This is a genomic window from Roseococcus pinisoli, from assembly GCF_018413645.1.
In the GTDB taxonomy this organism is placed as follows: Bacteria; Pseudomonadota; Alphaproteobacteria; order Acetobacterales; family Acetobacteraceae; genus Roseococcus; species Roseococcus pinisoli.
Genome location: NZ_JAHCDA010000002.1, coordinates 60,430 through 80,533, shown reverse-complemented (window position 1 = coordinate 80,533; position 20,104 = coordinate 60,430). Strand labels below are relative to the sequence as shown.

At 69.5% G+C, this 20,104-nt stretch carries 23 protein-coding genes; 3 read left to right on the top strand and 20 right to left on the bottom strand.

Annotated features, from left to right (window positions below; genetic code table 11):
• Positions 1-31 precede the first annotated feature (31 nt).
• From KHU32_RS09020 to ileS, 5 genes are all read right to left on the bottom strand, one after another.
• Positions 32-1,480 (bottom strand): M16 family metallopeptidase, encoded by a 1,449-nt coding sequence (locus KHU32_RS09020; RefSeq protein ID WP_249680916.1) that lies wholly within the window; start codon positions 1,478-1,480, stop codon positions 32-34.
• 76 nt (positions 1,481-1,556) lie between these two features.
• Positions 1,557-2,525, bottom strand: coding sequence for a 2-hydroxyacid dehydrogenase (locus KHU32_RS09015; RefSeq protein ID WP_213669776.1), 969 nt, complete (start codon positions 2,523-2,525; stop codon positions 1,557-1,559).
• Positions 2,526-2,682: 157 nt separating this feature from the next.
• Entirely contained in the window at positions 2,683-3,240 is a 558-nt protein-coding gene (locus KHU32_RS09010; RefSeq protein ID WP_249680913.1) for a DUF3035 domain-containing protein, read from the bottom strand.
• Positions 3,237-3,740, bottom strand: a complete 504-nt coding sequence (gene lspA, locus KHU32_RS09005) for a signal peptidase II (RefSeq protein ID WP_213669775.1) — start codon at positions 3,738-3,740, stop codon at positions 3,237-3,239. The genes KHU32_RS09010 and lspA overlap by 4 nt, the downstream gene beginning before the upstream one ends.
• A complete protein-coding gene (gene ileS / locus KHU32_RS09000; protein WP_213669774.1) occupies positions 3,737-6,547 on the bottom strand; it encodes an isoleucine--tRNA ligase in 2,811 nt (936 codons plus the stop codon). The genes lspA and ileS overlap by 4 nt, the downstream gene beginning before the upstream one ends.
• A gap of 515 nt (positions 6,548-7,062) precedes the next feature.
• Between ileS and KHU32_RS08995 the strand changes: the two genes are divergently transcribed.
• Entirely contained in the window at positions 7,063-7,470 is a 408-nt protein-coding gene (locus tag KHU32_RS08995; protein WP_213669773.1) for a DUF3597 family protein, read from the top strand.
• A 33-nt stretch (positions 7,471-7,503) separates the two neighbouring features.
• Here the strand turns inward: KHU32_RS08995 and ribF are convergent, their stop codons facing one another.
• The 7 genes from ribF to ubiA all read right to left on the bottom strand — a co-directional run bounded on the left by ribF (position 7,504) and on the right by ubiA (position 11,822).
• Positions 7,504-8,463: a riboflavin biosynthesis protein RibF gene (gene ribF, locus KHU32_RS08990; protein ID WP_213669772.1), complete on the bottom strand. Its 960-nt coding sequence runs from the start codon at positions 8,461-8,463 to the stop codon at positions 7,504-7,506.
• The gene (locus tag KHU32_RS08985; RefSeq protein WP_213670850.1) at positions 8,460-9,041 is read right to left on the bottom strand and encodes an LOG family protein; all 582 of its coding nucleotides are present in this window, start codon (positions 9,039-9,041) and stop codon (positions 8,460-8,462) included. Before KHU32_RS08985 ends, ribF begins: the two co-directional genes overlap by 4 nt.
• A gap of 34 nt (positions 9,042-9,075) precedes the next feature.
• The gene (locus KHU32_RS08980) at positions 9,076-9,498 is read right to left on the bottom strand and encodes a MaoC family dehydratase (protein ID WP_213669771.1); all 423 of its coding nucleotides are present in this window, start codon (positions 9,496-9,498) and stop codon (positions 9,076-9,078) included.
• Positions 9,499-9,601: 103 nt separating this feature from the next.
• On the bottom strand, positions 9,602-10,012 hold the full coding sequence (locus KHU32_RS08975) for a type IV secretion protein Rhs (RefSeq protein ID WP_347265530.1): 411 nt from the start codon (positions 10,010-10,012) through the stop codon (positions 9,602-9,604).
• Entirely contained in the window at positions 10,009-10,200 is a 192-nt protein-coding gene (locus KHU32_RS08970) for a hypothetical protein (RefSeq protein WP_213669770.1), read from the bottom strand. Before KHU32_RS08970 ends, KHU32_RS08975 begins: the two co-directional genes overlap by 4 nt.
• Positions 10,201-10,230: 30 nt before the next feature.
• Complete coding sequence (locus KHU32_RS08965; RefSeq protein ID WP_213669769.1) at positions 10,231-10,878, bottom strand: class I SAM-dependent methyltransferase; 648 nt, start codon at positions 10,876-10,878, stop codon at positions 10,231-10,233.
• Complete coding sequence (gene ubiA, locus KHU32_RS08960) at positions 10,875-11,822, bottom strand: 4-hydroxybenzoate octaprenyltransferase (protein ID WP_213669768.1); 948 nt, start codon at positions 11,820-11,822, stop codon at positions 10,875-10,877. The genes KHU32_RS08965 and ubiA overlap by 4 nt, the downstream gene beginning before the upstream one ends.
• On the opposite strand from ubiA, the gene KHU32_RS08955 reads away from it, so the two are divergent.
• Positions 11,821-12,540, top strand: coding sequence for an RsmE family RNA methyltransferase (locus KHU32_RS08955; protein ID WP_213669767.1), 720 nt, complete (start codon positions 11,821-11,823; stop codon positions 12,538-12,540). The genes ubiA and KHU32_RS08955 overlap by 2 nt on opposite strands.
• A 25-nt stretch (positions 12,541-12,565) precedes the next feature.
• The gene (locus tag KHU32_RS08950) at positions 12,566-13,909 is read left to right on the top strand and encodes a glutamate--cysteine ligase (protein WP_213669766.1); all 1,344 of its coding nucleotides are present in this window, start codon (positions 12,566-12,568) and stop codon (positions 13,907-13,909) included.
• A gap of 7 nt (positions 13,910-13,916) precedes the next feature.
• Here the strand turns inward: KHU32_RS08950 and KHU32_RS08945 are convergent, their stop codons facing one another.
• From KHU32_RS08945 to KHU32_RS08910, 8 genes are all read right to left on the bottom strand, one after another.
• Positions 13,917-15,248, bottom strand: a complete 1,332-nt coding sequence (locus KHU32_RS08945) for an SDR family oxidoreductase (RefSeq protein ID WP_213669765.1) — start codon at positions 15,246-15,248, stop codon at positions 13,917-13,919.
• On the bottom strand, positions 15,245-15,712 hold the full coding sequence (locus KHU32_RS08940; protein ID WP_249680911.1) for a DUF2269 family protein: 468 nt from the start codon (positions 15,710-15,712) through the stop codon (positions 15,245-15,247). The genes KHU32_RS08945 and KHU32_RS08940 overlap by 4 nt, the downstream gene beginning before the upstream one ends.
• A gap of 223 nt (positions 15,713-15,935) precedes the next feature.
• A complete protein-coding gene (locus KHU32_RS08935) occupies positions 15,936-17,510 on the bottom strand; it encodes an ABC transporter substrate-binding protein (protein WP_213669763.1) in 1,575 nt (524 codons plus the stop codon).
• A gap of 154 nt (positions 17,511-17,664) precedes the next feature.
• Positions 17,665-18,174 carry a F0F1 ATP synthase subunit B family protein gene (locus tag KHU32_RS08930; RefSeq protein ID WP_213669762.1) on the bottom strand — a complete coding sequence of 170 codons (510 nt, stop codon included), beginning with the start codon at positions 18,172-18,174 and terminating at the stop codon, positions 17,665-17,667.
• Positions 18,174-18,671 (bottom strand): F0F1 ATP synthase subunit B family protein, encoded by a 498-nt coding sequence (locus KHU32_RS08925; protein WP_213669761.1) that lies wholly within the window; start codon positions 18,669-18,671, stop codon positions 18,174-18,176. The genes KHU32_RS08930 and KHU32_RS08925 overlap by 1 nt, the downstream gene beginning before the upstream one ends.
• Before the next feature lie 63 nt (positions 18,672-18,734).
• The gene (locus KHU32_RS08920) at positions 18,735-18,959 is read right to left on the bottom strand and encodes an ATP synthase subunit C family protein (protein ID WP_131546781.1); all 225 of its coding nucleotides are present in this window, start codon (positions 18,957-18,959) and stop codon (positions 18,735-18,737) included.
• Positions 18,960-19,007: 48 nt separating this feature from the next.
• Complete coding sequence (locus tag KHU32_RS08915; RefSeq protein ID WP_314072411.1) at positions 19,008-19,763, bottom strand: F0F1 ATP synthase subunit A; 756 nt, start codon at positions 19,761-19,763, stop codon at positions 19,008-19,010.
• Between the two features lie 17 nt (positions 19,764-19,780).
• Positions 19,781-20,077, bottom strand: coding sequence for an AtpZ/AtpI family protein (locus KHU32_RS08910; protein ID WP_213669759.1), 297 nt, complete (start codon positions 20,075-20,077; stop codon positions 19,781-19,783).
• Between the last annotated feature and the right edge of the window lie 27 nt (positions 20,078-20,104).

Here is a 20,104-nt window from a genome sequence, read left to right as displayed (position 1 = left end):
GGGCAAAAGGACGTCGTGAGCGCGGAAATCATCATGCCGGCAGCAGCCAGCCGGCGGTGGCGATCTTCGGATCGGCCAGGACGGCGCGCGCGGCGGCGTTCACCTGGTCGCGCGTCACCTCGGCCATCCGCTTCGGCCAATGCTCCACGAAGTCGAGGGGCAGGCCGATCGCCAGCGCGCCGCCCAGCAGGCGCGGCGCGGCGCCCAGCCCGTCCAGCGCGAGCAGCGAGCCCGCCGTCTGCTGCCGGATGCCGCGGCGCACCTCCTCTTCCGAGGCGCCCTGCTGCACGAGGTCCGTCAGCACGGCCTCGATCGCCTGCTCGATCCGGGCGGTTTCCACGCCCTGGCGCGGGGTCGCATAGACGCCGAAGGTGCCAACACCGACCGTGTCGCCGTCATATCCGGCGCCCGCACCGACCGCGAGGCCGGTCTCAACCAGCGCCTTGTGCAGGCGCGAGCCCGTGCCGCCGCCGAGCAGATGGGCCACGACCTCGAGCGGATCGACCGAGCTCTTCTCACCCCATGTGGCAGAAGGGGCGGCAAAGGTCTTGAGGAAGCTGGATTCCCGAACGGCCGGATCACGGCTCTCGATCCGGGATTCCGGTGCCGAGCTGGCAAGCGGCGCGCGGTTACGCGGCGGCGCGGGCCGGGTCGGGATGGGGGCGTAGAACTCGTCGGCCCAGCGGCGCAGATCGGCCTCGCGGACGTCGCCCGCCACGACCAGCACGCAATTGGCCGGCGCGTAGTGCAGGTTGTGGAAGTCCACCAGGTCCTGCCGGGTGATCGCGCGGATCTCGTCCTCCCAGCCGATCAGCGGGCGGCCGCGCCAATGCTCGCGCCCCCACATGGCGGCGTCGAAGGCCTCGCGGAAGCGGCCGCGGGGAACCGCGTCGGTGCGGGAGCGGCGCTCCTCGAGCACCACGCCGCGCTCGGATTCGAGCTCGTCGGCAGGGATCAGGGGCGTGCGCAGACGATCGGATTCCATCCGCATCATAAGCGGCAGGCGCGAGGCCTCGACGATCTGGTAGTAGGCCGTCACGTCCCGGCTGGTGAAGGCGTTGTCCTGCCCACCCTCGCGCGCGACCGTGTGGCTGAAGGCGCCCGAGGGGATGTTCGGGCTGCCCTTGAACATCATGTGCTCGAGGAAATGCGCCACGCCCGACTTGCCGGCCGGGTCCTCGCCGGCGCCGGCCGAGGCGAAGAGGTAATGGGCGGCGACGGGGGCGCGGCGATTCTCGGCCAGCACGACCCGAAGGCCATTGCCCAGCGTCCAGGACACCGCGCCGAAGAGCGGCTGGTCCAGGCGGCGCGGCGGCGGCGAGGCGGTGGGAGTCTGCGCGAGGGCGGGGAGCGCCGGCGCGGCGAGGGTTGCGGCAGCGCCCTTCAGGGCGCCGCGGCGTGAGACGGGCTGCATGCCCGCAACATGCGCCGGGACGATGCCCGGCGCCAGCGTGGCGCGCGTTTCTGATGAACGCGTCATCATGTCGCCCGGTCGGTTGTCATCCTTGCCCCAGAGGAAGGGATGACAGCCGCCGGCGTAACTAGCCCCCGCGCCGCTATTGCAGCTCCGGGATGACCCAAAGCGGCTTCTCGCCCCGTGCGACCCGCTGGCAATTGTCGAAGGCGTTGCGGAAGCGGGCCTGCTGGTTGTCCCAGGTCGGCCCGGCGTAATGCGGGGTCAGCACCACATTCTTCAGCCGGAAGAGCGGATTGTCGGCCGGCGGTGGCTCCTGATCGAAGACGTCGAGCCCGGCGCCGGCGATCACCCCGCCCTCCAGCGCGGCGATCAGCGCCTTCTCGTCGATGACCGGACCGCGGGAGGTGTTCACCAGATAGGCGGTCGGCTTCATGAGCGCGAGCTCCTCCGCGCCGATCATGTGCTTCGAGGCGGCTGTCAGCGGCACGTGCAGCGAGACGAGGTCGGAGCTGCGCAGAATCTCGTTGAGCAGGCGGAAGCGGACATGCAGCGCGTCCTCCTCCGCCTCGGAGACGCGGCGGATATCGTAATACTGGACCCGCATGCCAAAGGCATTGGCCAGCCGCGCCACCTTCTTGCCGATCGCGCCAAGCCCGACCAGGCCGAGCACCTTGTCGCGCAGCTCGAACAGCTTCGTCGAGCCAGGATCGTTGCCGCGCCAGCGGCCGCTGACCACGCTCTCATGCTGCCAGACCAGGCGGCGGCACACCGCCATCATGAGCATGACCGCATGCTCGGAGACCGCCGTGGAATTGGCCCCGCCATTGTTGCAGACGGGGATGCCCGCACCGCGCGCGGCCTCGATATCCACCGTGTCGTAGCCGGCGGAAAGCAGCTGGAAGAGCTTCAGCTTCGGCGCCGTGGCGTAGAGCGCCGCATCGATGGTCCGGTTGCCGAAGCCCACCAGGAAATCCGCCTCACCGAGCGCCGCCTTGAAGGCATCGCTGCCCAGGGGCTCGACAATCAGATCCATCCCGGCCGGGGCAATCTCCCGCGCCGTGGCAATGTCGGACAGCGGGCTGTCCATCAACAGAATCTTGGGCGCCATGCGGATGTTCTTCCCGGAATTGCTGGGAGGGAGGATAGCCCCCCTCTTCATTCCGGCAAGCGAAGGGCGAGGAGCTGCACCCCTCCCCGGCCAGGGCTCTCGGCCCTGGACCTAGCAAACGATCCGAAGATGCGAGGGGCAGCGCCCCCCGCGGCGGCTACCAGAGGCTCCAGCCGGTGAAGAGGCCGCGGCGCTGCGGCTGGATGACCGGCGTCTGCCCGTCCGACACCGGTCGGCCGAGGGCCGCATTCTCACGCAGGCGCTGCGATTCGCGCGCGGCATCCACCGGCGTGCCCGGCGGCGGCTGCTCGCGCCAGAACAGCACGCGATCCACGACGTTGCGGTCGGTGCGCTCCAGGCGGAGGCTTTCCTCGTCCACGCGGTCGCGGATGCTGTCGGGGACGCTGGGGCCACCCTGGGACAGCAGCGCCCGCTCACCGGAGCTCGGCGTGCCGGTACGCGGCGCGGCGGTCACCGCCCCCGGCACCAGGGCCGATTCGGCCTGCTGCTGGGTGCTCATCTCCTGCGGGCGCACGGCGCCGGGACGCGGCGTCGGCAGGTTGCCGAGGCTCGGCGGCATGGAGAGCGGCGCACGGGTCGTCACCTGGAACTCGTCCGGCGCGTCACGCGTGAGGCCGAAGTTGCGCGCGGTATCGCCGCCGCAGCCCGCAAGGAGCACGCCAGCGGCGAGCAAGGGAACCAGGGACTTCATCATGGCGCCTCTTTGCGCTGGGTTTCGGGCCGGATCAAGGCGTCTGCCACCAGGGCGAGGACGCCGCAGACGATGGCAGCGTCGGCGAGGTTGAAGACATACCAGTGCCAGCCCCAGGCGTGAACGTCCACGAAGTCGACCACAGCGCCGAAACGCACGCGGTCGATCACATTCGCGACGGCGCCGCCGATGACGGCGCCGAGGGCATAGGTCACGATGCGGTTTTCGGCACGCGCCAGCCAGCGGAGCAGGAAGCCCGCCACCACCAGCGCCAAGGCCGCCAGGATCAGGTGGTTCCAGGCCCCGTCGCCGGAGAAGAGGCCGAAGGTCACGCCCCGGTTCCACACCATGGTGAGGTCCAGCCCCACCGGCCCGAGCTCAAGGACCGGAACGTTGCGCAGTTCCGGAAGGCGCAGCACGTCCAGGATCCACCACTTGCTGGCCTGATCGATGACCAGGAGCAGCAGCGCGAAGATCAAGCCCTTCCGGAGCGCGGGGGTCATGCCGGCAAGCTCTCCACCACCGATTCGCACCGCAGGCACAGCTTCGGATGGGCGGCGGAAGTGCCGACCTCCTCCAGCACGCGCCAGCAGCGCTCGCATTTGAGCCCCGACGCCGCCGCCACCTCAAGGGCGACCTCCGGCCCCGTCGCGACAGCGGCGCGGGACACGATGAGGATCTCCGCCCAGTCCTCGCCGGACAGCGTCGCGGCCGCGTCTCCCTCGGGCACGGTCAGCGCCACGCTCGCCTGCAGGGAGGAGCCGATGGTGCCGTCCCGGCGCTGCTCCTCGAGGCTCGCGGTCACGAGGCGACGGGTGCGGCGGATGTCGTTCCAGCGCGCGGCCAGCGCGTCGTCGCGCCATTCGGCGGGAAGCATCGGGAATTCCTGGAAGTGGATGCTCTCCGCACCCTCGCCGAAGCGGGACAGCCAGGCTTCCTCGGCCGTGAAGCACAGCACCGGCGCGAGCCAGGCGCAGAGGCAGCGGTGCAGCTGGTCGATCACCGTGCGCGCGGCGCGGCGGCGCGGCGAGGAAGCCGCGTCGCAATAGAGGCTGTCCTTGCGGATGTCGAAGTAGAAGGCGCTGAGATCCGTCGAGCAGAAGGCGTGGATCTCGGGCAGCACGCCGCTCCAGTCGTAGTCGGCGACGGCCTTGCGGATGCGGGCATCGAGCTCCGTCAGGCGGTGCAGCACCCAGCGCTCCAGCTCGGGCATTTCCGCGACGGGCACACGCTCGGCCTCCTCGAAGCCGGCGATATTGCCCAACAGCCAGCGCAGCGTGTTGCGCATGCGGCGGTAGAGCTCGGCCTGCTGCTCCAGGATGTTCTTGCCGATGCGCAGGTCTTCGGCCGTGTCGGAATTCATCACCCAGAGGCGCAGGATGTCGGCGCCGTACTTGGCGATGACCTCCTGCGGCGCGGTGACGTTGCCGAGCGACTTCGACATCTTCCGGCCGCTCTCGTCGAGCACGAAGCCGTGGGTGAGGATGGCCTTGAAGGGCGCCACGCCCCGGCTGCCCACGGCCTCCAGCAGCGAGGACTGGAACCAACCGCGATGCTGGTCCGAGCCTTCCAGGTAGAGGTCGGCCGGGAAAGGCAGGTTGCGCGGCGGCAGGACGAAGGCGTGGGTCGAGCCGCTCTCGAACCACACGTCCACGATGTCCATCACCTGCTCGTAGTCATCGGCATTGCGGTCGTTGCCGAGGAAGCGCTGGGCCGCGCCAGGCTGGTACCAGGCGTCGGCGCCCTCGGTGCGGAAGGCCTCCACGATGCCGTCCATCACGCATTGGTCGCGCAGCACCTCGCCCGTCTTCTTGTCGACGAAGACGGCGATCGGCACGCCCCAGGCGCGCTGGCGCGAGATGCACCAGTCCGGCCGGCCAGCGACCATGCTGCCGATGCGGTTGCGGCCGGCATCGGGCACGAAATGCGTGGCGTCGATGGCCGCGAGCGCCTTCTGGCGGATCGCGTTGGCGTCATCCATGGCGATGAACCACTGCGGCGTCGCCCGGAAGATGACGGGCTTCTTCGAGCGCCAGCTATGCGGATAGCTGTGCGTCATCTTCGACTTGGCGACGAGGTTCCCCGCCGCCTCGACGGCCGCGTAGACGGCGTCATGCGCCTTGAAGACGTGCAGCCCCTCGAAGCCCGGCGCGTGGTGGGTGAAGGTGCCGTCGTCATTCACCGTCTCGGGGACGGGCAGGCCATGCGTGCGGCCGAGATTGAAGTCGTCCTCGCCATGGCCCGGGGCGATGTGGACGAAGCCGGTGCCGGCCTCGGTGGTGACGAAGTCGCCGGGCAGGACGGGGACTTCGAAGTCATAGCCATGGCCGCGCAGCGGATGGGCGGCGACCGAGCCCTCCAGCGTCGTACCCTTCACGACCTGCTCCACGACATGCGCCGCGAGGCCCGCATCCTCCGAGAACTTCGGCAGAAGGCCGAGCGCCACGATCACCTTCTCGCCGACCTTGAGGTGGCTGCCCTCATGCACGCCGCCGACATGCACGATCGCGTAGTCGATCTCGGGACCGTAGGCGACGGCGCGGTTGCCCGGGATGGTCCAGGGCGTCGTCGTCCAGATGACGACGGAGGCGCCGACGAAGGGTCCCTTCACGAGCGGGAAGCGGGCCCAGAGCGTCGGGCTCACATGGTCGTGGTATTCGATCTCGGCCTCGGCCAGGGCCGTCTTCTCGACCGGGCTCCACATCACGGGCCTGAGGCCACGATAGAGCGAGCCGTTCATCAGGAACTTGCCGATCTCGCCCGCGATCACCGCCTCGGAGGGGAAGTCCATGGTGGCATAGCGGTCGGGCCAGTCGCCGGCGACGCCGAGACGCTCGAACTCCTCGCGCTGCACGCCCAGCCAATGCGCGGCATAGGTGCGGCATTCGGCGCGGAACTCCAGCACCGGCACGTCGTCCTTCTTGCGGCCGCCCTGGTACTTGCCCTTGGGGTTCCGGTACTCCTCCTCGACCTTCCACTCGATGGGAAGGCCGTGGCAGTCCCAGCCCGGTACGTAGTTGGCGTCCCTGCCGGACATCTGCGCGGCGCGGTTGATGACGTCCTTGAGGATCTTGTTCAGGGCGTGGCCGATATGCAGAGGCCCATTGGCGTAGGGAGGGCCATCATGCAGGACGAAGGGCGGCTTGCCCTTGGAATGTTCCCGCAGCTTCTTCCAGCTGTCGGCCTCGGCCCACTTCGCCAGCAGCGCGGGCTCGCGCTTCGGCAGGTCCGCCTTCATGGGGAAGGCGGTGGCGGGCAGGAAGACGGTCTTGCGGTAGTCGCGCGTGGTGGTCTCGGGTGCGTCGTTCATCGAAGGTTCTCGTTCGTGCCCGCGGCTCGGCGGATGGGGCCCGGAAAGGGAGGGACGTGCGAAGGGATCCCGGCCTTCAGGGGAAGGCCGGGCCGAGAATTCGGAACGTCCGGTTCGCGCACATGGCGGAGATATGCGGATGACGGGGGTGGATGGTCAAGCGCAGCAACCGGGGGGCAGCTGCCGCGTCAGGGTAAATCTGAGCTTCGGCACGGATCTGACTCCCTGCGAGGGTCTGCGGGCCCGGATCGCAGCGGGGAAGGCCCGCATTGGGACCTTCGACGACCTCAGGCTGGGCCAGACCAGCCGGATGCTAGTGATGGATTCGCCGGAGGGGCCCCTGCTGGCGGCCCTTTGCCCGGCTTGCGGGGCGCAGCTCGCCGCCGGGGCTTCCCGTTCCGGCAAATGAGAGGGCGCGAAGGAAACCCTTCGGTGGTGCCGCCGGTTCTGGCATCGTCGCGCGATCCGGGATCCATGGGGGCCCTGGCACGCCGCTTCCAGCGAAGGACCGATCCATGAGCCTCTTCTCCTCGATCATGAACAAGATCTTCCACCGCGCGGAGGCCGCCGGCCCGGCCGGCGCGGCCCCTGCCGGCACCACGCCTGGCGCCGCTCCCGCGCCGGGCGCCGCCCCTGGGGCCACTCCGGGCAGCCCCGCCATGGAGCGCAAGGACGTGGAGGCCATCCTGACCGAGATGGCCGGCAAGAAGGGCGGCGGCGGCAATTGGAGGACCTCCATCGTCGACCTCCTGAAGCTGCTGGACCTCGATTCGAGCCTCAACGCCCGCAAGGCGCTGGCCGAGGAACTGAACGTCCATGCCGGCGAGCACGGCTCGGCCGAGCAGAATATCGCGCTCTCCAAGGCGGTCTGGCAGCAGCTGGCCCAGAATGGCGGCCAGGTCCCGGCCAGCCTGCGCGATTAATAACCCCGGGGCGGGCGGTTCGCGCCGCCTGCCCTACCCGCCCAGGACGCGCCGCGCCTCGGCGGCGTCGGCCACGATCTGCGACCGGAGCTCGTCGAAGCTGGCGAAGCGCCGCTCCTCGCGGATGAAATGGACCAGGGCCACGCTCAGCTCCTGGCCGTAGAGGTCCTCGGCAAAGTCGAAGAGATGCGCTTCGAGGCGGGAGATCGGATCGCCGCCCAGCGTCGGCCGGCGGCCCAGATTGGCGACGCCGTCGACGACACGCCCGTCCGGCAGAGTAGCGCGCACGGCATAGACGCCGCGCGCCGCCTCCAAATGGCGGCCGAGCGGAACATTGGCCGTGGGGAAGCCGATGGTGCGGCCCCGCGCATCGCCATGGGTGACGGGGCCGACGATGGCGAATTCCCGCCCGAGCAGGGCTGCCGCACGCTCCGGATAGCCATCCTGCAGCAGGCGGCGGATGCGGGTGGAGCTGATCGGCCCCTCCCCGTCCTTCACATGCGGCACGATGGAGAGGCCGATGCCATGCGCCTCGGCGAATTGCCCGAGGAGATGAACATCGCCGCCGCGGCGATGGCCAAAGGCGAAATCCGGACCGCAAGCCAGGTGCTTCACGCCCAGCGCCTCGACCAAAACGGTCCGGCAGAAATCCTCGGCCGACATGGCCGCGAGCTCGGCGCCGAAGGGCAGCGCGATGATATGCCGCGCGCCATGGGCGCCCAGGATGGCGGCCTTCGCGGGCAGCAGTGTCAGCCGGAAAGGCGGATCATCGGGACGGAAATGCTCGCGCGGATGCGGCTCGAAGGTCAGCGCACCCAGGGTGAGGTCCGGCCGGCCCTGATGGGCGGCGGCCAGCACCGCGAGATGGCCCAGATGCACGCCATCGAGATTGCCAAGCGCCAGGGTGGCGCCCCGCGCCGCCTCGGGCAGCCCCCGCCAGTCGGTATGAACCCGCGCGCGCGTGTCGGCGCTTCGACCATCGGACGCCGTCATGCCTCGGTCTGCGTCATCCAGCGCGTGACCTTGGGAGGCTCCCAATTAGCCAGCAGGTCCAGCGCCACGTCGGGCGAGCGGGCGCGGAGCGCGAGGCCCGCATGCTGAGGACGGACGAAGCCCTCGCTGCCCATGCGCTCGAGCAGCGCGAAATAGGGCGCCCAGTAGTCATGGGTATCGAGGAAGACGAGGCCCTTGCCGTGGATGCCGAGCTGCGCCCAGGACTGGATCTCCACTGCCTCCTCCAGCGTGCCGATGCCGCCGGGCAGCACCACGAAGCCGTCGGAGAGGTCGTTCATCACCTGCTTGCGGACATGCATCGAGGACACGACGCGCAGCTCCGTAACGCCGCCATGGCCGAGCTCGCGGTCCATCAGCGCCTCGGGGATGACGCCGACCACCTCGGCGCCGCCGCGCAGCGCCGCATCGGCCACCACGCCCATCAGGCCGACCTTGCCGCCGCCATAGACCAGGCCGAGGCCGCGCGCGGCGATGGCCGTGCCCAGCTCCGCGGCGAGGCGGGCATGCTCCTGGTCATGCCCCGGCTGGGCCCCGCAGAAAACGCAGACCCGCTTCATGGCCGACACGCCGGCCTCACCGAATGCCGCAGCCTCATGCGGGCCGCCCCTGCACCAGCACCACCGCCTCGCCGTCGATCACCTTCTTGCCGGCGACGGTGCAGACGGTGGCGAGGGTGACGTGCTTCTTCTCGGGATCGAGCGCGGTGATCGTCACCGTCGCCCGGACGGTGGCGCCGATCCGAACCGGGGCGCGGAAGCGCAGGCTCTGGCTGAGATAGATGCTGCCCGGCCCGGGCAGCCGCGTGCCCAGCACCGTCGAGATCAGCCCGGCCGAGAGCATCCCATGCGCCACCCGCTCCTTGAAGAGCGTGGTGGCGGCGAACTCGGCGTCGATATGGACAGGATTGGTGTCGCCGGAAACGGCGGAGAACATCAGGATATCGGCTTCCGTCACCGTCTTGGCGAAGCTGGCCGACTGGCCGATCGCGAGATCCTCGAAATACTGCGCATTCATGCTCGGCAGACCCTCCGGGTTCGGTTCGTTTCTAGCGCAAAGCGCTGGCAGGGCCAACGCGCGCCTGAACCGCCCCGTTGCTTCGGTCTCCGGCAGAATCGCCTCAGCGGGTGGTGCCGGTCGAGCGCCCTTGCGCATCGTAGTGCCGGATCGTGCCGCCCGAGATTTCGGAACGCCCCGTCGAGCGGCCCTGCGCGTCGTAGTGGCGGGTGGTGTTGCCCGAGACTTCGGAGCGCCCGGTCGAGCGCCCCTGCGCGTCGTAGCGCCGGATCGTATCGCCGCTGTATTCGCTGCGCCCGGTGCTGCGGCCCGACGAATCGTAGTCCCGCTGGGTGCTTCCGCTGCGCTCGCTGCGGCCGGTGCTCCGGCCCGAGGAGTCGTAGCGGCGCTCGGTCTGGCCGCTCACCTCGGCGCGGCCGGTCGAACGGCCGTGGGCGTCGTATTCACGTTTGGTCTGGGCAGAAGCAGGCAGGGCCAGCAACAGGCCGGCGATCAGCAGGAAGGCACGGTTCACTCGGTATCTCCGTCGGATTCGTCCTCGTCTTCCTCGCGAGCGACCTCCTTGGCGACGCGCTCCTGGGACTGCGGCGCGTCCTCGCCCAGATGGGCGCGGTCGACAGCGCTGCGGGAGCCGGCGTCACGCCCATTGGCGGGTGCCGGAGGCAGGGAGAGCAGCAGAGCTGCGAGGAAGGCGGGCCACATGAGAGCGGAGCTTTCCGGTCATCCGTGTCTTCAAAAAGGCAGTAATCGGGCGATGACAACCTTTCTTTCCCGACGATCTTCAAGTTCCAGCGTCGTCGGGATGGTGTGTCGCGAATGTTCGGCCATTCCCTCGCGCGGGAGATAGGCCCGGCCGGGATCCGCGAGCAGGACGGTCGCCTCCCCCGCCATGGCGCGGAGCCAGGGCATGATATGGGCCGTCATGGGCGCCTCGTAGCAGACGTCGCCGGCCAGGATGACGTCCCAGCGGCAGGCGCTGCCCACGACATCGCCGTCGAAGGGCGTGACCTCGACGCCGTTCAACCGCGCGTTGAGCCCGATCGCCGCGATGGCCAGGTGGTCGATCTCGGCCGCTTCCACCATGGCCGCGCCGGCCTGTGCGGCGACGATGGCCGCGAGGCCACAGCCCGAGGCGAAGTCCAGCACGCGCTTGCCGGCCACCAGCGCCGGCTCGGCCCGGATCGCGAGCGACAGCGCCACGCTGCCCGGCCAGGCGAAGGCCCAGAAGGGCGGCTCGATCCCGTGCTGCTCCAGGAAGGCCTCGCTGGCCTGCCAGATGGGCGTGATCTCGGTGGCGAGGTGAAGCGCCACGCCCGGCAGCAGCGGCGGCTCGGCGATGGCGGTCTGGGCCCGGACGAAACCGGCGGGATCGCCGGTCAAAGCCGGCCCAGCAGGATGACGAGCGCGAGGGCGAGGCCGACCTCGCGGTTGGACTTGAAGAGCACGAGGCAATGTCCCGGGTCGTCGATGTCGAGGGTGACCACCTGCCGCAGCAGCAGCGCCGCCGGCAGCGCGAGGCCCGCGAAGAACCAGGCCGAAAGCCCGACCTGCCATCCCACGACGGCGACCAGGCCGACCGTCACGGAGTAGCAGACCGCGAGCATCGGCCGCGTGTTGTCGCCGAAGGTCAGCGCGGTGGAGCCGATGCCGAGCATGGCATCGTCCTCGCGATCCTGATGCGCATAGATGGTGTCGTAGGCGAAGACCCAGCAGATCGTGCCCAGGTAGAGCAGCGCTACCGGCCAGCCGAGTGGCGCGCCCGCCGCAACCGGCCCCATCAGCGCGCCCCAGCCGAAGGTCAGCCCCAGCACGGCCTGCGGATAATCGGTCACCCGCTTGGCCAGCGGGTAGAGCACCACCGGCACCAGGGAAATCACGCCGAGCCAGATGGAGGCCGTGTTGAGCTGCAGCAGGATCAGCAGGCCCGTGAGGCAGAGCGCAGCCAGGAAGGCCACGGCCTGCCGCGGCGTCACCGCGCCCGAGGCCAGCGGCCGCCCGCGCGTCCGCTCCACGCGCCCGTCGATGTCACGGTCCCAGAGATCGTTCACGACGCAGCCCGCGCCGCGCATCACGAAGGCGCCGACGAAGAACAGCAACGTCAGCCAGATGCCCGTGCCCCAGCCCGGCGCCCAGAGCGCGATTCCCCAGAGGCCCGGCAGGAAGAGAAGCCAGGTGCCGATCGGCCGGTCCGCCCGCATGAGCAGCGCATAAGGCCGCCAGGAGGCCGGAAGGCGGGCGATCCAGCCGCCGGTCCTGATATCGGTATAGCCGTCGAGTGGCGGGTTCTCTTGCACGTCGGCATGCAGCACGGCACATCGGGCCATGTCCATCCCTCGCCTTCATGCCGACGGTCCGCTTGCCGAAGGCGCCGAGATCGCGCTCACCCCGGCGCAGGCGCACCATATCGGCACCGTGATGCGCCGCGCGCCCGGCGCCGAGCTGCGCGCCTTCAACGCCGTGGACGGTGAGTTCGCCGCCGAGCTGACCGCGCTGCGCAAGGATCGCGGCGCCATGCGCCTCGGCGCCCAGCTGCGCGCGCCCTCCCCCGAGCCCGAGCTGCGCGCCCTGGTCGCGGCCCTCAAGCGGGAGGCCATGGACTGGGCCGTCGAGAAGGCCACCGAGCTCGGCGCCACGCTCATCCAGCCGGTGCTCACCCGCCGCTGCGTGGCCGACCGCAGCAACACCCAGCGCCTGGCCGGCATCGCCCGTGCCGCGGCCGAGCAGTGCGAGCGGCTTTCCGTCCCGGTGATCGGAGAATCGCGGCCGCTGCACGCCGTGCTCGATGCCTGGGACGGCGCGCCCCTCCTGGTCGCGGCGGAGCGGCGTGATGCGCCGCCGCTCCACGCCCTGCTCTCGGGAACGCATGCCCCCTGTGGCTTTCTGGTCGGCCCTGAGGGCGGCTTCGACAGGGCCGAGCTTGACGACCTCGCCCGGCGTCCCTTTGTTACGCTGGCCACGCTCGGGCCGCGCATTCTTCGCGCGGAGACGGCGCTGGTCGCGGGGCTCGGGGCGATCTCCTTCTCGCTCGACGCGCATCGGTGACGTTTCAGGAATAGAGAGCGAGCTTATGTCCAATCCCGGCCAGGCGGACCCCACGCCGATCACCTCCGCTCGCCAGCTCGCCGAATGGTTCGCTTCGGGCTCCAAGCCCCGTGCGGACTGGCGGATCGGCACGGAGCACGAGAAGATCGGCTTCCGCCGCGCGGACTTCTCGCCCCCCAGCTACGAGCACCAGGGCATCGGCGCCCTGCTCGAAGGCATCATGGCTAAGGGCTGGGATCCCATCCGCGACGGCGACAACGTCATCGGTCTCACGCGCAACGGCTGCTCGGTCAGCCTCGAGCCGGGCGGGCAGTTCGAACTCTCCGGCGGCCCGGTGGAGGATCTGCACGCGACGCGGCTCGAAACCGCCTCCCACCTGCGGGACGTGCATGAGGTGGCGGGGCCGCTCGGCCTCGGCTTCGCGGGCATCGGCTTCAATCCCGTGGCGCGCCGCGAGGACATGCCCTGGATGCCCAAGAGCCGCTATTCAATCATGCGGCGCTACATGCCCCTCAAGGGCAATCTCGGCCTCGACATGATGCTGCGCACGGCGACCGTGCAGGTAAACCTCGACTTCGGCGACGAGGCCGACATGGTCGAGAAGCTGCGGGTCTCCCTGGCGTTGCAGCCGCTGGCCACCGCGCTCTTCGCCAGCTCGCCGCTGCGGGAGGGCAAGCCCTCCGGCTACAAGTCGCTGCGCGGGCATGTGTGGTCGGACACCGATCCGGACCGCACGGGCATTCCCGGCCTCGTCTTCGAGGAGGGCTTCGGCTTCGAGCGCTTCGCCGAATACGCGCTGGACGTGCCGATGTACTTCGTCGCCCGCGACGGGAAGCTGCATGACGTGGCGGGCCAGAGCTTCCGCACCTTCATGAAGAAGGGCCTCGATGGGCTCGAAGGTATCGAGGCCACGATGGGCGACGTGGCCGACCACGTGACCACCGTCTTCACCGAGGTCCGGCTCAAGAAGTTCCTGGAGATGCGCGGCTCGGATTCGGGCAGCGAGGCCATGCTGCTGGCCGAACCGGCGCTCTGGGTCGGGCTCATCTATGACGACGCGGCGCAGAAGGCCGCCCGTGCGCTGACCAAGGGCTGGAGCGTCGCGGAGATGCACGCGCTCCGCGCCGAAGCCCCGAAGCTGGCGCTCGACGCGACCGTGGCCGGCCGGAAGCTGCGCGACGTGGCGCGCGACGTGCTGGCCATCGCCGAAGGCGGGCTGAAGGCGCGGGGCCTGGGCGAGGAAGCCTATCTCGCGCCTCTGCAGGAGATCGTGGCCAGCGGCATGACGCAGGCCGACCGCATCCTCCAGCTCTACGAGGGCGCCTGGAAGGGCGACGCGACACGGGCCTTCGAGTTCACGGAGCTCTGACCCTTCCTCAGCGGTCGTCCGAGAGCGCGAGGGCGACCAGCATCAGCACCATCGCAGGGCCCGTCTTCACCAGCGGGCCCAGCGGATCCAGCCAGAGGCCAGGCGCCACGAAGGTCGCGCCGATCCAGTAGCCGAGCGAGACGACGAGGCCGGCGAGCAGGCCGAGGCGGGAGGTGCGCCGCACCGCGATCGCCACGCCGACCGCGATATCGGCCAGGGCGGTGACGAGGGTGGTCCAGAACGCCAGCGTCTCCGGAAATCCGTGCTCCGTCAGAATGGCCATCGCCGGCCGGAACGCCCAGAGGAGCGCGACGAGGCCCGAGACGCACCAGAAGGCAGCGAGCGTGCCCAGGATGAGGGCCTTGGCCAGGTAGAGACGGCCGAACCAGCGCTCCTGCACCGTGGCGGGCAGGCGCGCCAAGGCCTGGTCCAGCGAGGCGGGCTCGATCCCCGTGGCCTCGATCCAGGAGCCGGGATCACCCTCGACGCCGCGACTCATCTCGCGCAGCGCCGTGCTGCGGATCGGTGGCCGCCAGCCGAGGCAGGAGGCCCAGTCCCCTGCCCCCGCGCCCAGCGTCATGAGCCAGCCCGGCAGGCGCAGCCGCGGCCTGGGCCCGCCGAAGCGCCGACGGAAGGCGGCGACGACGCTGCCGACGGTGCCGGGCTTGCGCTCCATCACGTCCCAGACAGCCGCCCGGTGCCGCTCACCCTCCCGCCGCCGCTCGGCGAGGACGCGCACGGTGCGGGCAATGTCCCCGACATCGGTCGCCGCGAAAGGACGGCCGGATTCGCGCCGTGGCAGGTCGAGGGGCAGCGCCGCCAGCGCACGGATCAGCGCACTGCCGCCATAGGCCGCGGGCGCCACGACGAAGCCCGGGCGCAGGATGGCGTAGGGGATGGAAGCCGCCTGGATCAGCCGGTCGGCGGCGCGCTTGGTGCGGCTGAACTCCGTCCCGTCCTCCGCCTCGCGGCCAGGGATGGACAGGTGGACCAGCAGCGGCGGGTCTGCCTGCGCCGCGACGGCCTCCAGCAGCCGGCCGACGAAGGCGCGATGGACCTCGTCCGCCCGCTCCGCGCCGCTATCCTGCAAGAGGCCGAGCGCGTTCACGACGATGCCGACGCGCCTCTCGCGCAGCAGGTCGGCCAGCGCCGCAGTATCGAGATCGACAATGGGCGTGACGACCGCCTTGTCGCTCCAGGCCGCCTGTTGCGCCGCGGAGAGGCGCCGGGCCACGGGCACGACGAGAAGGCCCGCTTCCAGCAGGCGCGCCGCGACCTCCTGCCCGATGAGGCCGCCCGCGCCAAGCACGGCCACCACGGGCCAGGGAGCCTCGCTCACAGCGGCGGCTTCGCGATCATGAGCCAGATGATCGCCAGCACCGATCCGAAACCCGGGAAACCGAAGGCGAACCACCAGCGGAAAAGACGATGATAGGCCGGCGGCAGGGGCAGGCCCTGCGCCGCGGCCTCGCGCGCCAGGTCGCGGAGCCGCATCTGCATCCACACCACCGGCAGCCAGAAAATGCCGGCCACGACATAGAGCGCGAGCGAAGCCACCAGCCAGCCCTCGTCGAGGCGGATCCCCATCTCCTGGGCCAGGAAGAAGCCCGTCACCGGCTGCACGACAACCGCCGAGGCGGTGAAGAGGAAGTCCGCGAGGACCACGACGCCGGCCGTCCGCGCGATGAAGACCGCATCCCGCGTCAAATGGGCCATCACCATGAAGAAGGCGATGCCCATGCCGGTGCCGAGCAGCACGATCGCGCCGAGCACGTGGACGTACTTCAGGATCAGGAAAGCCAAGCGCCTATCTCCTCCGAGCAGCGGTTGGCAGGGCGCAACCGGCGCTGTCGACCGGCCGCCGAGCGCCTCGTGGAATCGGCCGGGATGACAGGCACCATCCATCACACGTCATGGAAGAGTTCGGCAATCGCCGGGGCCCAGCTTCCGCAGAGCCTCGGCGTCTGCTCAGCAGACGGCCGGGCGCTCCTGGACCTGGTCCGAAGCGCCCGGAGAAAGGCCGGCCTTAATTGCCGACGCGCACCAGGCGCAGCGGGAAGCCGTTATCCGCCTGCTGCCGGAGCTGCACCGTGGAGCGCGCCGCCCAGACCACCTGCTGCTGGTGCAGCGGGATGTAGAGCGCCTCGTCCCGGATGATATTGGAGGTGCGGGTGATCATCTCCTGCCGCGCCGTCGGGTTGGTCTCGACGGCGATGCGGTCGATCAGGTCGTCGAGGGTCGGGTTCGAGAAGCCGCCGTTGTTGAACATCCCGCGCACCCCGTCCCGCGTGCCGGCGAGGTTGTAGAGCGCGTTGTGCGCGTCATAGGTATTGGGCGTCCAGCCGAGCATGTAGAAGCTCGTCGCGAAGCGCGGCGCATTCACCTCGGCGAAGAAGCGCACGCGGGTCTGCGCGGCCAGCGTCACACGGACGCCGATGCGCGCGAGCATGGCGACAACAGCGGTGCAGATGCCCTCGTCGTTCACGTAGCGGTCGTTCGGGCAGTCCAGCGTCACGCCGAAGCCGTTCGGATAGCCGGCCTCCGCCAGCTGGCGCCGCGCGGCCTCGAGGTCGAGCGCCAGGCGCCCGTCATTGGCCTCGATGAAGCCATTCACGCCCGGCCCGAAGATCTGGCCCGTCGGCCGGGACTGGCCGCGCATGACCCGCGTATGGATCGCCTGGATGTCGATGGCCTGGTAGACCGCCCGCCGGACGCGGACATCCTGGAACGGGTTGCGCCCGCGGACGTCGCTCTTCAGGAGCTCCGCGCGGTTCTGGTCCATGCCCAGATAGATCGTGCGTAGCTCCGCCGTCTGGAGGACGCGCAGGCCGTTGGTGCGGCCGATGCGGTCCATGTCCTGGGGCGGAACCGTGTAGATCATGTCCACCTCGCCCGAGAGCAGGGCGGCGACGCGCGTCGCGTCATTGGCGATCACGTTGAACTCGACCCGGTCGAGGTTATGGGCCGGCGTGTCCCACCAGCCGGGGTTGCGCGCCAGGACGGTGCGGCGATCGGGCTCGCGGGAGACGAGGACGAAGGGCCCCGTGCCCATGGCGTTGCGGGTGGCGAAATTCTCCTCGCGCGAGGTGAGGTCGGCCACGCGCTGCGCGTTGTTCTGCTCGAGCCAGGCCTTGCTCATGATGCCGAAGCTGGTGATCTCCTCGGGGAAGATCGGATTCGGCCGGGACGTCTTCACATCCACGGTGAATTCGTCGACGGCGACGACCTCGGCCACGGAGGCGAAGTAGGCCGCGATGTTCGAGCCGGGGCCGCGGGCGCGCCCGATGGAGAAGACCACGTCGGCCGCCGTGAAGGGCGTCCCGTCCGAGAATTTCACGCCCCGGCGGAGATGGAAGCGCCAGGTCAGCGGATCGACCTGCTCCCACCGCTCGGCCAGCGCGGCCTCGAGGCGCAGCTCCGGATTCCGCCGGATCAGCGGCTCGTAGATATTGGCATTGAAGGTGAGCAGAAAGGTCTCGGACCGCGTGTAGGGGTCCATCGAATTGACGTCGCCGTCATTCGCCCATCGGAACGTCGCGGCCTGAGCGGGCAGCGCGAGGCAGACCGCAAGCAGCCCCGCTGCAAGAGTGTTTTTGAACATCGAAGCCTCCCGAGCCCCTTATGGTCCCGCGAGGCTAGCGGCCCGTTCCGGGAGCGTCGAGCAACAACTGAAGGGCCGGCTTCCTGGCGCAGCGCCCAAACGAAAAAAGGGGGCCGCGAGGCCCCCTTTGTCGATCCAACCCGGAACCGGGCGGTCAGGCGGCCTTGAAGGCCGCCGGCAGGCTGTTGATGGCAGCGTCGACCATCGGCGCGTCGCTCGCGGCGTCGTGACGATGGGCGAGGATGTCGCGCACCGCGGCGGTCGCGATATCGGCCGCCGCCTGGCGGACCTCGTTCACGGCGCTCGCCTCGGCGGCAGCGATGCGGTCCATCGCCATCCGCTCACGGCGGCGGGCAGAGGATTCGGCTTCCGCCTTCGCGGCGGCGGCAACGCGCTCGGCCTCGGCCTTGGCGCGCTCCAGCATCGCGGCGGCGTCCTTGGTCGCCTGCTCCCGCTCGCGACGGGCCGAAGCCATCATCGCCTCGGCTTCGGCGCGGAGGCGGCTGGCCTCCTCGAGCTCGGCCTTGATGCGGGCACCGCGCGCATCGAGCATCTGCGTCGCCTTCGTCCAGGCCGTCTTACCGAACAGCAGGACGAAGATGACGAAGCTGACCGCGACCCAGAACTTCGGGTCGAGGTAGAAGTGCTCGTAATGGTGATGCATCAGACCGCTCCCTGGCTGGCGGCACGGTCCACGGCGGCGGTGACGTCATTGGCCGGCGCGGAGACGGAGAGACGCGCCAGCATGGCGGTCGCGGTCTCGCCGGCAACCTGGCGCAGCGCACCCATCGCCTGATCGCGCGCGGCACGCACCTGGGCCTCGGCCTGGGCGACCTGCGCGTTAAGGCGCTCGTTGATCTCGGCGGCCTGCTTGGCGGCAGCGGCCTGGGCATCGACCATCGCGGCGGAGATGGCGGCCTGAGCCTCGGCCCGCGCGGCGGCGGTCGAAGCGCGGAGCTCGGCCAGCGCGGCCTCGCCTGCCGCCTGCGCGTCACGCGCCGCGTTCAGGTCGGCCGCAATGCGCGCAGCCCGCTCGTCGAGCACGGAAGCCACCCGCGGAAGCGCGATGGTCTTCAGCAGAAAGTAGAGAAGTCCGAAAATGATGAGCAGCCAAACCAGCTTGCTCATCATCAGCGGATTGGCGAAATCGAGCTGCGGCATGGCGGAACCCCTTGGACTGAAAAGCTATGCGGCCGGAGCGCCACGCGCCCCGGCCGGATGGCTTCAGGCGAAGAGGATGAGGAACGCGATCAGCAGCGCGAAGAGCGCGACGGCTTCCGTGAGGGCGAAGCCCAGAATGCCGATCGGGAACACGGCGTCACGAGCGGCCGGGTTGCGCGCCACGCTGGTGATCAGCGAGGAGAAGATGTTCCCGATGCCGAGGCCGACGCCGAAGAGGGCGATGACAGCGATACCGGCTCCGAGGGCCTTGGCGGCAGCAACTTCCATGGTCTTAGTCCTTCCGTTGAGCTGAAAGCTGGTGTGTTCCGTCGAGCGCTAGTGCAGGTGCACGGCGTCGTGGAGGTAGATGCAGGTGAGGATCGCGAACACATAAGCCTGCAGGAACGCGACCAGCACTTCGAAGCCAACCAGCACGACGTTGATCGTGAGGGGCATGATGGAAAGGAACGGACCGACCGCACCCAGGCCCGCCAGCATCACCACGAAGGTGGCGAAGACCTTCAGCATCACGTGACCGGCGACCATGTTCGCGAAGAGACGGATGCTGAGGCTGATGGGGCGCGAGATGTAGGACACGATCTCGACCGGGATGATGATCGGCGCCAGCCAGAGCGGAGCGCCCTGCGGGAAGAAGTAGCCGAAGAAATGCGTCCCGTGCAGCACGATCGCCACCACCGTGATCAGCACGAAGACGATCGCCGCGAGGGTGAAGGTCATGCTGATGTGGCTGGTGTAGGTGAAGGCGTAGGGGAACAGGCCCAGCATGTTTCCGAACAGGATGAACATGAAGAGCGTGAAGACGAACGGGAAGAAGCGGCGACCCTCAGGGCCGACCTGCGCCACCACCATATCGTCGATAAAGCCATAAGCGCTCTCGGCCAGGCTCTGGAAGCGGCCCGGCACGATGGCCCGCGGGCGCATGCCCAGAACCATCATCGCAACGATCAGCGCGCCGGCGATGAGCATATGCAGATTGGACTGCGTGAAGCCGACAGATGCGCCGATCGCGCCACCGACGGTGCCCAGCTCGAACTGGCTGAGCGCGTCGATCGAATTCCCCTCAACGGCCACTCGGCACCTCTTCGAACCTAGTCCTTGCGCGCACCGGATCGGGGAGTGAACAGTCGGTAGACATTCATCACCCCGGCGGCGGCCCCCAGGCAGAACATCAAGAGGAAGAGCCAGGGCCAGGTTCCGAGCCATCTGTCGAGCATGAGGCCGAGCCCCACTCCGACGATCAGCGCGGAGACGACCTCCACGCCAGCTCGAAGACCAAACCCCCAGGTGGAGGGAAGCGCCCCCTTCGGAGCCTCGGACTTGTCGAGACCTTGCCGGTCCCGTGCCGCCCGGAGGCGCGTCTCGAAGGTTTTGCGCTCGTCCACCATAGGCTCCTTCCCTGCTCAAGTTTCCGC

Excerpts from the sequence above, each read along its gene's own strand:
- KHU32_RS09015 (WP_213669776.1), bottom strand. The coding sequence starts at position 2,525 with ATGGCGCCCAAGATTCTGTTGATGGACAGCCCGCTGTCCGACATTGCC.
- KHU32_RS08920 (WP_131546781.1), bottom strand. The coding sequence starts at position 18,959 with ATGGAAGTTGCTGCCGCCAAGGCCCTCGGAGCCGGTATCGCTGTCATC.
- lspA (WP_213669775.1), bottom strand. The coding sequence starts at position 3,740 with ATGACCCCCGCGCTCCGGAAGGGCTTGATCTTCGCGCTGCTGCTCCTG.
- KHU32_RS08970 (WP_213669770.1), bottom strand. The coding sequence starts at position 10,200 with ATGTGGCCCGCCTTCCTCGCAGCTCTGCTGCTCTCCCTGCCTCCGGCA.
- KHU32_RS08955 (WP_213669767.1), top strand. The coding sequence starts at position 11,821 with ATGTCCATCCCTCGCCTTCATGCCGACGGTCCGCTTGCCGAAGGCGCC.
- ileS (WP_213669774.1), bottom strand. The coding sequence starts at position 6,547 with ATGAACGACGCACCCGAGACCACCACGCGCGACTACCGCAAGACCGTC.
- KHU32_RS08980 (WP_213669771.1), bottom strand. The coding sequence starts at position 9,498 with ATGAATGCGCAGTATTTCGAGGATCTCGCGATCGGCCAGTCGGCCAGC.
- KHU32_RS09010 (WP_249680913.1), bottom strand. The coding sequence starts at position 3,240 with ATGATGAAGTCCCTGGTTCCCTTGCTCGCCGCTGGCGTGCTCCTTGCG.
- KHU32_RS09020 (WP_249680916.1), bottom strand. The coding sequence starts at position 1,480 with ATGACGCGTTCATCAGAAACGCGCGCCACGCTGGCGCCGGGCATCGTC.
- ribF (WP_213669772.1), bottom strand. The coding sequence starts at position 8,463 with ATGACGGCGTCCGATGGTCGAAGCGCCGACACGCGCGCGCGGGTTCAT.
- KHU32_RS08935 (WP_213669763.1), bottom strand. The coding sequence starts at position 17,510 with ATGTTCAAAAACACTCTTGCAGCGGGGCTGCTTGCGGTCTGCCTCGCG.
- KHU32_RS08950 (WP_213669766.1), top strand. The coding sequence starts at position 12,566 with ATGTCCAATCCCGGCCAGGCGGACCCCACGCCGATCACCTCCGCTCGC.
- KHU32_RS08910 (WP_213669759.1), bottom strand. The coding sequence starts at position 20,077 with ATGGTGGACGAGCGCAAAACCTTCGAGACGCGCCTCCGGGCGGCACGG.
- KHU32_RS08995 (WP_213669773.1), top strand. The coding sequence starts at position 7,063 with ATGAGCCTCTTCTCCTCGATCATGAACAAGATCTTCCACCGCGCGGAG.
- ubiA (WP_213669768.1), bottom strand. The coding sequence starts at position 11,822 with ATGGCCCGATGTGCCGTGCTGCATGCCGACGTGCAAGAGAACCCGCCA.
- KHU32_RS08930 (WP_213669762.1), bottom strand. The coding sequence starts at position 18,174 with ATGCATCACCATTACGAGCACTTCTACCTCGACCCGAAGTTCTGGGTC.
- KHU32_RS08985 (WP_213670850.1), bottom strand. The coding sequence starts at position 9,041 with ATGAAGCGGGTCTGCGTTTTCTGCGGGGCCCAGCCGGGGCATGACCAG.
- KHU32_RS08925 (WP_213669761.1), bottom strand. The coding sequence starts at position 18,671 with ATGCCGCAGCTCGATTTCGCCAATCCGCTGATGATGAGCAAGCTGGTT.